We start from the raw sequence: 10,365 nt of genomic DNA, 5'->3' as shown, positions 1-10,365 counted from the left end.
TGTCTTTTGGACGCGCTGGACGCCACCGTCGAGGGGCGGGGCGAGGACGGCGAAGTGACGCTTCGTTTCGATCTGAGCGGACCGGCGCTTCACGACGCCATCGATGCGCAAGGCGCCATGCCGTTGCCGCCTTACATCGCCGCCAAGCGGCCCGCGGACGAGCAGGACCGCGTGGATTATCAAACGACCTTCGCGCGGGAGGAGGGCGCCGTCGCCGCCCCCACCGCAGGCCTGCATTTTACGCCCGCGCTGATCGACGCCCTCGAGCAATCTGGCATCGTCTCCCATTTCGTGACGCTGCATGTGGGACCAGGCACGTTTTTACCGGTGCGCGGCGAGGACACCGATGAGCACAAGATGCATGCGGAGTACGGATCGGTCAGCACGGACACGGCTTTTGCCTTGAATGCGATCAAGGCGCGCGGCAACAAGATCGTCGCCGTCGGCACCACGGCTTTGCGACTTTTGGAGAGCGCGGCGGACGAGTTCGGCACCTTGAAGCCGTTTGCCGGCGAGACGGATATCTTCATCACGCCCGGCTATCGCTTCTGCTTCGTGGATCGCCTGTTGACCAATTTTCATTTGCCGCGCTCGACCCTGTTCATGCTGGTTTCGGCGTTCTCGGGCCTCGACACCATGAAACTCGCCTATGCGCATGCGATCAAAGAGCGCTACCGTTTCTACTCCTATGGCGATGCTTGCCTGCTCAGCCCGGAGGAGCGGCTATGAGCGCGTTGTTCTCGTTTGCGGTGAGCGCGCAGGACGGCGCGGCGCGAACCGGCGCCATCACCAGCCCACGCGGGGTGATCCGTACGCCGGCCTTCATGCCGGTCGGTACCGCGGCCACGGTCAAGGCGATGTTCCCGGAGGACGTGGCGTCCACGGGTGCCGACATCATCCTCGGCAACACCTATCACTTGATGTTGCGGCCCGGCGCGGAACGCGTCGCCAAGCTCGGCGGGCTGCACACATTCATGCATTGGGACAAGCCCATCCTCACCGACAGCGGCGGCTACCAGGTCATGTCACTGGCGAAGCTGCGGCGGATCACGGAGGAGGGCGTGACTTTCCAGTCGCATCTGGACGGGGCCACGGTGTCCCTGACGCCGGAGCGGGCCATCGAGGTGCAGTGTCTCCTCGGCAGCGACATTCAGATGGTGCTTGATGAGTGTACGCCGCATCCTGCAACGCGCGATGAGGCGAAGGCATCGTTGGATCTGTCCATGCGCTGGGCCGAACGCTCCAAGGCGGCGTTCGGGAAGATGACGGCACCCGGCCAAGCGCTGTTTGGCATCGTCCAAGGCAGCGTCTATGCGGACTTACGCGAGGAGAGCGCCCGCGCGCTGATGGATATCGGCTTTCCGGGCTATGCCGTCGGCGGGCTGGCGGTGGGCGAGGGGCAAGAGGCCATGTTCGACATGGTCGAGGTCAGCACCGCGCTCCTGCCGCAAGACCGTCCGCGCTATCTCATGGGCGTCGGCACGCCGCAGGACATGCTGGGCGCCATTGCCCGGGGCATGGACATGTTCGATTGCGTCATGCCGACCCGCTCCGGGCGCCACGGCCAAGCCTTCACCTGGGGCGGACGGGTGAACTTGCGCAATGCCCGCTTTGCGGAGGACCCAAGTCCGCTCGATCCGGAAAGCGCCTGTCCCGCCGCGCAATATGAACGCGCCTATCTGCATCACCTGGTGAAGTCGGGCGAGATGCTCGGGTCGATGCTCGTGTCTTACGCGAACGTGCAGTTCTATCAGGAGCTCATGGCGCACGCGCGCCAAGCGATCGCGGACAAGACCTTCGCCGCCTTTGCCGAAGACGTCGCTCAACGCTATGCGTGCAGTGAAGCGGACTAAAGGCTTACTGCGGATCCACCTGCGCGGCCGGGCCTTCTTTCTGGGCCTTGCGTTCGCGCGCCAACAGATAAAGCCCGGCAAGGATGACGATGGCGCCGCCGGCGAGCGTCCACAGTGTGGGAATGTCGTCGAACAGGAGGAATCCGGCCGCCGACATCCAGATCAAGCCGAGATAGATATACGGCGCGAGCACACCGGCCGGCGCAATGCGGTGGGCCAGGATCAAAAACCAGTGGCCAAGACCGCCCCAGAAGCCCAGCGTGGCGAACAGAACCCACACGCTCCATTCCTCCGGGCTCTGCCAGGCCGCGAGGCCGAACGGCGTCATCACGGCGACGCCCACGAGCGGCGTATAGGTCTGCGTGACCGAAGGCGGGTCGAACGCCGCAAGGTAGCGTGTGGCGACGTTATACAGCGCATAGCCGATGGTCGCGCCTAAGGTGAACAACATGGCCCATTGGAATGTGCCGATCCCCGGATGCATGACGACGAGAACGCCGATGAAGCCGGCGACGATGGCGACCAGACGGTGCCAGCCGACCCACTCACCAAGCAGCGGTCCGGCGAGCGCGGCCACCAGCAAGGGCGTGATGAAGAAGATCGTGATGTTTTGATCGAGCTGGAGATATTTCAGCGCGACGAAGTTGAGCGCGGTGGTCAGGATCATGAGCCCCGAGCGGACGATCTGAACGAACGGCTTGGCGGACCGTAGCGACGGGGCAAGCGCTAACGGCCACAACACGACGGCGCTGAACACCACATGCCCAGCAAAGCGCAGCCAGGTGATCTGAGCAACGGGCACATCCTTCGTGTCCGCTAGATACTTCGCCGTGGTGTCGAGCGCGGTGAAGCACATCGTGGCCAACACCATCAGGCCAATGGCCTTGAAGACCTGGGATTGGTCGGCTTGTGGGGCGGAAGGGGGTAAGGTCATTTAAGGCGGCTCATGGAGACGCCTTGTGTGCACCAAACTGTGCCAAAGCGCCATCCGCCGATAAAAGAAGTGGCCGCTTCGATGGAGGACAACATTGGCTGACGTTCGCGCGATCTGCGCCATAGGCATGCGAGGGCAGCTCGGCCTGGATGGCCGGCTCCCCTGGGAAGGCAACAAGGGGCGGGAATTTGTCGCCGACGTTGCCAGGTTCTTCGACGTGACACGGGGTCACGTTATCATCGCAGGTCCCAAAACGGCCGGCTCGATCCCGGCCTTTGCCTACGAAGACCGCACCATTGTCGAGATCCGTTCGATCCATCATCCCGAGGAGGTCCTCGGCTGGTTTCCCGACCGGGTCGTCTATGTGGGCGGAGGGCCGCCAGTGTGGGACGTCTATGCGCCGTTTATTCGCCACTGGGACATCAACCGTTTGCCGTATGACGGCGAGGCAGATCGCTGGTTCGATCCGGCCTGGCTAGTCGCGGTTGAAGACACAGCCTGAAATCGCCGCATTTCGCCGGTACCCGGCCTCCGCGAAAAGATGTTCCGTGCTGCGAGGGTCAAGGCTAACATTTGTTGGCGGCGCGTAAGGAGATCGGCATAGCTTCCACCGAACCAGAGTTCACCGCCGAACAGATCGGCTGGCGGTTCACCGTCGGCACGATCGTCTTGGTGGGGGCCTATATCGCCTGGCCGATGATTCCGGTGGTCATGGCAACCGATCTCGAGCCCGGATTGAAGGCGGCGATTTCGGGCGTGCTTGGCGCCACGCCCTTTCTGTCGAAGTTCGTGGCCGCCGCCATCATGGGCAAGCCCGCCTATTACTTCTTGAAGCGCACGGTTTACCAGCGGTTGCGCCGCCGCTTCGCCGGAACCCCGGCCGAATAAGCGCGCCCCACGCTCGATCCAACTCTTTCGCTCCAGTCCATGGCGCGTGGCGATCACGCGCCCGTCATCGATGCGTCACGACAGGTGCCGCGGGAGTGAGAAAAGCGTGTCGAAACTTGCCGGAGTGTTGAGTTTTACGTGATTGGGAAGAGTGGTCTCTTCACGTGCGTGACGGCAATCATGCCGCACACATTTGAGGAGAAACCCCCATGAAGAGACTCGTTCTCGCAGCAACCTTGGTCGCAACCTTCGCGGCTCCGGCCCTGGCCATGAACTCCTTCTACGTCATGTTCGATAACAAGACGAAGACGTGCTCCGTCACCAAGACGCCGCTGAGCGACACGGCCAAGTTCGCCATGATGGGCGAATACGGCAGCGAAGCCGACGCGCGCATGGCCATGAAGGGCATGATGTCCTGCAAGTAGCCGGTCTTTGAGCAGGCCGGCCTCTTTAGGTCGAAACTTCAGCTGCACAGCCGCTCCTTCGGGGGGCGGCTGTGTTGCGTTCCGGCGGGGTCCTGCCGTTCACGCCAGGAGCGTCCACGCAATGAAAAACCCCGGCCGGGGAGAGCCCGACCGGGGTTTTTGGCATTTGCCGGAGAGATAGATCTTGAAGGGCTATCTCGTCGTCAATTTAGCCGAGCTTCAACGGCTCAACGATAACGGCTTTCTCGTGATGGCCAAAGCAACCGCCGAGGCCGATGGTTGCAGAGATGATAAGAGCAGCAGCTATGAACAGACGCATGGTTGGTCCCCCGTTTGTTTTGTGTAATCGATTCTGGCTTCACTATAACGGTCCTTGCCCTGAAATGCTGTGACACATAAGTCACGCTCCACCCCAAAATGTTTCCGCGCCCGAAAGGGCTGGAAGTACCTGAAATAGTGGAGGTTTTGGGATGCGGCGGCGCCCAGACCCGGGCGCGCTAGGCCTCGGGCGGCCCGCTAGGGGGCCTGGAATGGCCCCGTGCTGCCGTGTTCTCACACCCAAAGTGCCAGGCTGGGAGATGGCCGGGTCGTGATTATCGGCCTAATGGGCGCTAAGCTTCGATGCGGCATCGCTGGCAATGCAGGGGAGGTAACCCACTATGGCAATTGGGGTTTTGGTCGATTTGCCCGGGTTTATGCAGGAGCAATACGATCTTATTGCGCCACGCCCAGGTGCGGATTGAGGGCAACCAAAAACGAAGGCCCGACGGTCAGGCGCGATGATTGGCGGGTCCTTCAGGCGCCTTTAGTGCTGCTTCCGTGGTCCAAGGGAAAAACATGGGGCAAGGCTTCGTGATATCGGGCACGATGAGGTCAAGCCCTGGATGGCTCAGTTCCTCATTCATGAGGAGAAGCGAGAGCCAAAGGGCACAGCCCCCATAGTGTACACAATCCGAGCAACGGCTTGTGTCCCGGAATTCGTTGAGTTCGGCGACTGTGTAACGGCCCATAGTCCATTGACCAGCAAGGGGCGTCATCTCGAACCAAGAGACCCTACCATGGGCAACGCCCGATTTTGTGGTGCATTGGCCCACGCTGTTGAAATAGGGAATGAGTGGCGACCTGATCCGAGGGCAGGGGGCCTGCGTATTTATAGGTAAGCAACGTGGCCCTAGATGGTGTTCCCCGACACCAGGCTCTCCCCCGTCACGATGTGGTTCCCAGTAGCCCCGGCGCGCCCCTTCCTTTGGCGTCGGGGCTTTTTTGTATGCAGAGGCTGCCTGTAGGCCCCGCCGGGTGCCTTAGGGGGTGCCTTAGAGCTTCTCGGGATTGGAGGGAGTGATCTAAGTCATTGATTTTAATGGTGAGCCCGGTAGGTCTCGAACCTGCGACCCTCTGATTAAAAGTCAAATACGAGGGCATTTCAGAGCCTAACAAATCAGAAAAATTTTTGGGATCAGAAGCCGGCACTTCCGCCCTTGATTTTTTCGAAGGCCTCAGCAGCCCTTCTTGCATAAGTCTTTGGCCAATTTTCAAAATAGACGAGAGATGTAGCGCTGTTGAAACAGTATGTCTTGTTGTCGTCCGGATCTGTGTAGTTGATCGAGCAATCGGTGTGTATGAGAGCGCCGCTAATAAGCCCGATCGGATCATAGTTATCAAATTCGCCACGCAAGTCCTTCGGCGCATAGGACTTCCAGATACCGACGTCTGTAGCGTCAGATCGGGATCCCATGCTCGTCTCTTCCGCCGCACCCAAAGTCGGCAACACCGTGATAAGTGCGAGAATGCAAAGTCCAAAGCATCTATAAGCCACTGCGGCCCTCCTTTGGAACTGCTACAGTGTTGTATGATACTGACAACAGCCAGCATTTGCCAGCTGGCGGCGGAGGATCATTAGCGAACCTGTCTGCCGGATTACGAGGTCCAGTTTACGCCCCTAAGCCCACATCCCCGGCCTCCCGATTGGGGTCTGCTACGTGCTATAAGCGGACCTCACTCTGCGACCTGAAGAGCAGCTTGACGATGCATCAGTACCCCGTGAAGTTAGACAAACCATGGCAAGCCAAAAAGCCGTCGTCGTAAGGGCTCCAGGAGGACTCGACCAACTCGAGCGACGTGATGTCTCCGATCCCGGCCAGCCCGGGGCGGGCCAGATCCGTGTCGAATTGCATGCGTCCTCGCTGAACTTCCACGACCTGCTGGTCGCCAATGGTGGCATTCCTGCGGCCGACGGCCGAGTACTTATGGCAGACGCCGCTGGCAAAGTTGAAGCCGTCGGCGAAGGCGTCACTGAATTTGAGGTCGGCGACAATGTCGTGTCGGTCTTCTTCCCGCAATGGCAGGACGGCCTTCCATTCGATGAGGTGGGCAACTTTCGTGGCACTCCAGGCGATGGCATCGACGGGTATGCCACAGAGTATGCAGTACGTGCCGCCACAGACTTCACCCTCGCCCCGCGAGGTTGGAGTCATGCGGAGGCGGCAACAATCACCACCGCCGGTCTGACCGCCTGGCGCGCCCTCATTGTCGACGGTCAGCTCAAGGCAGGCACAAGCGTTCTGGTATTGGGCACAGGCGGCGTGTCGATCGCTGCGCTGCAAATCGCTAAGGCTATGGGCGCCTCAGTTATCGCCACATCGTCCTCGGAGCAGAAGCTAGAGCATCTTCGGGCGCTCGGTGCCGACAATGTTATCAACTACCGGCTGACTCCGGACTGGGGCCGCGAAGTCCTCGCGCTGACTGGCGGGCATGGTGTCGACCATGTCATCGAGGTGGGCGGACCCGGCACGCTAGAACAGTCGATCAAAGCTGTGCGTGTCGGAGGTCACATCGCATTGATCGGCATCCTGACGGGACGCCAGGGGAATGTGCCTACCATGACACTAATGGCGAAACAGGCCCGACTCCAGGGACTTATTGTTGGGAACCGCCGTCAGCAGCAGGACTACGTGACCGCGCTGGAGCAGACCGGTATACGCCCGGTGATCGATCGCAGCTTTCCGCTCGAAGAGCTGGCCGATGCATTCCGCTTCCAGGAAAGCGGGGGTCATTTCGGAAAAATTGCGATTGAGTGGTGAGGGGGGTACCCGCGGCCAACCTGAGTTGGACAATCTCAAGGGTAAGACGACTACACAAGCGTGCTGAACATGGGTCAACAGCAGACCGGACGCATGCCGGGCGTTGCGCCTTGTCGATCATCCGATTCTTACAAGCAATCGTCCCAGAATCGTGAAAGCGCTAAAACAAACACTAAACCAACGCCTGAGCCGTTAGCGCTACGCGCTTAGTTTGGCCCAGCATCTGCCGCAATGATTTGCTCAATCACACTCACCATATTGGTCGACTGAATCCTGGGGCGACGGTATAGAGGGTGGTAAGGCGCACCGGAGCGGTCGATGTAGGCCGCGCTCATACCTGCGACCATCGCGCCATGAGTATCCCAATCATGGGCTGCTATGAGCCGCAAATCGCGGATGGGCCGGTCGAGACGTGCGGCGGCAAATTTGTAGACTTTGCTATCGGGTTTGAAGCCTCCGGCCTCCTCGACCGAGATCACTATGTCAAAATTCTCCGCCAGCCCAGAGTTGGCGATCTGTTTAGTCACCAAACTCGAAGATGAATTGGAAAAAGCAACGGTACGATAGCCGCTTGATTGCAAGCGCTGTAAGGTCGGCTGCACGTCAGCATGTGGTCTCAGGCTCGCAAAGTCGCCGAGGATTTGTCCTCGATCCTCATCGGAGATTGTCCGATCGTGTAGCGTAGCGATCTTGTCCAACATCACGCTGGCTAATTCAGCAAAACCCGTTTTGACTCCGGTCAGCGCGCATACGGTAGAAGTATGAAGCAACATGACAAACCATGTACGCGCCAGAGCTTGATCGCCAAGTGCCGTAGCAAATCTCGGCATCAGGGTTGCAAGATCGAGAACGGTTTCATTTATATCGAACAACACAGTGTCGCGCGGCAAGTGCAGACTCCAGCTCGTTTCGTCTATACCTTCCGTGAGGTTCAGACTGTCGCCACTTGGCTTGCTTCCGCTAGCCGCCGTATCCTAGACCCCTCACCGCGGTTCGGATCTCTTCGAGGACTGTTGGATCATCGATCGTGGCAGGCATTCTGAACTTTTCGCTATCGGTGATCTTCGCCATGGTGCCACGCAAAATCTTGCCCGAGCGGGTCTTCGGGAGGCGCTCAACCACGCAGGCGAGCTTGAATGCTGCAACGGGGCCTATTTGGCTGCGTACCTGGGCAATGGCTTCCTCGACGATCTCCTCTTGGGGTCGATCTACTCCGCTATTGAGGCAAAGAAACCCCATAGGCAACTGCCCCTTAAGTTCGTCGGCAACCCCAATCACGGCACATTCCGCCACGTCTGGAAGAGCTGACAGCACCTCCTCGATCGCACCGGTCGACAGCCTGTGTCCCGCGACGTTTATGACGTCATCGGTACGAGCCATAACGTAGACATAGCCGTCCTCATCGATTATCCCCGCATCACTCGTATCGTAGTAGCCCGGGAATCTTTTGAGATAACTGTCCCGATACCGCTCCTCTGCCTGCCACAGCGTCTGCAGGCACCCTGGCGGCATCGGCAGCTTGATCGCAATGGTCCCGAGCTGGCCCCGAGGTACTTCGTGCGCGTCTTCTCCGAGGACCTTCACATCATACCCTGGCATCGGCACGCAGGACGAGCCAACCTTCACCGGCAACGGCTCCAGCCCCATTGGGTTGCCTGCGATCGTCCAGCCGGTCTCGGTCTGCCACCAGTGGTCGATAACCGGTACGCCAAGCATATCCTGCGCCCAATGAATCGTGTCGGGATCAGCTCTCTCTCCGGCAAGGAACAGATATTTCAGGCAATTTAGATCGTGCTTACGGATGAACCCACCCTTGGGGTCCACTCTCTTGATCGCCCGTAATGCGGTTGGCGCAGTGAAGAGAACCTTGACCCCGTGCTCCGAAATCACGCGCCAGAAGGTCCCCGCATCGGGCGTACCTACCGGTTTACCTTCGAAGACCACTGTCGTTGCGCCATGTATCAGCGGCGCATAGCAGATATAGGAATGACCCACGACCCAACCGACGTCAGAAGCGGTCCAACACACGTCGCCCGGATCGATATCGTAGATGTTCTTCATCGTCCAGCTTAGCGCCACGGCGTGACCAGCGCTCGGCCGCGGCACACCCTTGGGCCGGCCCGTCGTGCCCGAGGTATAAAGAATGTAGAGTGGCTCGTCTCCCAAGACTGGAACGCACTCGGCCGGCTCCGCCCCGCGCTGGAAGGCGAACCACTCGACATCCCGCTCCCCCAATTCGGCGGGCCGCTGCTCGCGCTGAAAGATCACGCAGAATTCGGGCTTATGGCCAGCTTGCTGGATTGCGCCATCTAGAAGCGGCTTGTAGGGCACGACCCGCCCGGGCTCTATTCCACAGGACCCGGCGATGATAGCCTTCGGCTTCGCGTCATCGATCCGGACCGCGAGTTCGTGAGCTGCGAACCCCCCAAACACAACAGAGTGCACAGCACCGATTCGCGCGCAGGCGAGCATCGCGATGAGCGCTTCTGGCACCATCGGCATGTAAATGACGACTCGATCGCCTTTTTCTACACCGCGCGACCGCAGAGCGCCGCCCAACCGCGCTACCTCCGTCTGAAGCTCGGCATAGGTGATCGTCCGCTTTGTGGCTGTGACTGGGCTGTCATAGATGATTGCCGCCTGCTGCCCACGACCCGCCTCAACATTGCGGTCTACCGCGTTCCAGCAGGTGTTCATCACGCCATCGGGATACCAAGCAAAGATCGGCGCTCTGCTATCGTCTAGCACCGTTCGAGGCGGCTTAATCCAGTCCAACGCCTCGGCGGCAGTCGCCCAGAACCTACATGGATCAGCGGCCCAGGCTTCATAGGCTTCCTTATATCCCATGTCCTGTTTCTATCGAGTCCGGCCACTTTGTGCCAGATAGGAAGCCCGATCTTCTTCGTTCAGCCTTTCCGTCTTGAGGAGGCTCCCGATCGACTGAGATGTCCGCATTGGGTCGTTAGGCGACATCAGAACGCGACCTGGTCACGTCCGCTTTGCATGCGAAAGCAGACATACTCAGCTTCGTCACTGAGGTCCGTTAAGTGCCATTAGCGGACATTAGGCTTGGCTCCGCGTGCTAAAGCTTCATCGGAAGGCCCCGACCCGAGTCAAGCGTTGCCCGGTCATACTATGCTGAAATACTTGCGGACTAAGATGGCCAGGGCCCAAGACACCAAGGG

The 10,365-nt window shown here is 59.7% G+C and carries 11 protein-coding genes; 7 read left to right on the top strand and 4 right to left on the bottom strand.

The features are described from left to right. The coding region (gene queA / locus ABY454_RS11130; protein ID WP_372930691.1) for a tRNA preQ1(34) S-adenosylmethionine ribosyltransferase-isomerase QueA at positions 1-729 on the top strand (729 nt) is incomplete at its 5' end. Beyond that, positions 726-1,853 (top strand): tRNA guanosine(34) transglycosylase Tgt, encoded by a 1,128-nt coding sequence (gene tgt, locus ABY454_RS11125; RefSeq protein ID WP_372930689.1) that lies wholly within the window; start codon positions 726-728, stop codon positions 1,851-1,853. The genes queA and tgt, both read left to right, overlap by 4 nt. Positions 1,854-1,857: 4 nt before the next feature. Here tgt and ABY454_RS11120 read toward each other — a convergent pair whose 3' ends face one another. Beyond that, positions 1,858-2,787, bottom strand: coding sequence for a DMT family transporter (locus tag ABY454_RS11120; RefSeq protein ID WP_372930687.1), 930 nt, complete (start codon positions 2,785-2,787; stop codon positions 1,858-1,860). A gap of 94 nt (positions 2,788-2,881) precedes the next feature. Here ABY454_RS11120 and ABY454_RS11115 point away from each other — a divergent pair, with 94 nt between their 5' ends. From ABY454_RS11115 to ABY454_RS11100, 4 genes are all read left to right on the top strand, one after another. Then, complete coding sequence (locus tag ABY454_RS11115) at positions 2,882-3,289, top strand: diacylglycerol kinase (protein ID WP_372930685.1); 408 nt, start codon at positions 2,882-2,884, stop codon at positions 3,287-3,289. A gap of 74 nt (positions 3,290-3,363) precedes the next feature. Continuing rightward, positions 3,364-3,675: a hypothetical protein gene (locus ABY454_RS11110; protein ID WP_372930684.1), complete on the top strand. Its 312-nt coding sequence runs from the start codon at positions 3,364-3,366 to the stop codon at positions 3,673-3,675. A gap of 209 nt (positions 3,676-3,884) precedes the next feature. After that, on the top strand, positions 3,885-4,100 hold the full coding sequence (locus ABY454_RS11105; protein ID WP_372930682.1) for a hypothetical protein: 216 nt from the start codon (positions 3,885-3,887) through the stop codon (positions 4,098-4,100). Positions 4,101-4,284: 184 nt separating this feature from the next. Next, positions 4,285-4,446 (top strand): hypothetical protein, encoded by a 162-nt coding sequence (locus ABY454_RS11100; RefSeq protein WP_372930680.1) that lies wholly within the window; start codon positions 4,285-4,287, stop codon positions 4,444-4,446. A gap of 1,110 nt (positions 4,447-5,556) precedes the next feature. Here the strand turns inward: ABY454_RS11100 and ABY454_RS11095 are convergent. Continuing rightward, complete coding sequence (locus ABY454_RS11095) at positions 5,557-5,916, bottom strand: hypothetical protein (RefSeq protein WP_372930678.1); 360 nt, start codon at positions 5,914-5,916, stop codon at positions 5,557-5,559. A 241-nt stretch (positions 5,917-6,157) separates the two neighbouring features. Here ABY454_RS11095 and ABY454_RS11090 point away from each other — a divergent pair, with 241 nt between their 5' ends. After that, on the top strand, positions 6,158-7,180 hold the full coding sequence (locus ABY454_RS11090; RefSeq protein ID WP_372930676.1) for an NAD(P)-dependent alcohol dehydrogenase: 1,023 nt from the start codon (positions 6,158-6,160) through the stop codon (positions 7,178-7,180). Positions 7,181-7,386: 206 nt separating this feature from the next. Here ABY454_RS11090 and ABY454_RS11085 read toward each other — a convergent pair whose 3' ends face one another. Both ABY454_RS11085 and ABY454_RS11080 read right to left on the bottom strand, forming a co-directional pair. Next, entirely contained in the window at positions 7,387-8,070 is a 684-nt protein-coding gene (locus ABY454_RS11085) for a haloacid dehalogenase type II (RefSeq protein WP_372930675.1), read from the bottom strand. A gap of 70 nt (positions 8,071-8,140) precedes the next feature. Next, positions 8,141-10,027 (bottom strand): propionyl-CoA synthetase, encoded by a 1,887-nt coding sequence (locus ABY454_RS11080; protein WP_372930673.1) that lies wholly within the window; start codon positions 10,025-10,027, stop codon positions 8,141-8,143. Between the last annotated feature and the right edge of the window lie 338 nt (positions 10,028-10,365).

The organism is Methyloceanibacter sp., assembly GCF_041573655.1.
In the GTDB taxonomy this organism is placed as follows: domain Bacteria; phylum Pseudomonadota; class Alphaproteobacteria; order Rhizobiales; family Methyloligellaceae; genus Methyloceanibacter.
This window is presented reverse-complemented; position numbering and strand designations above follow the sequence as displayed.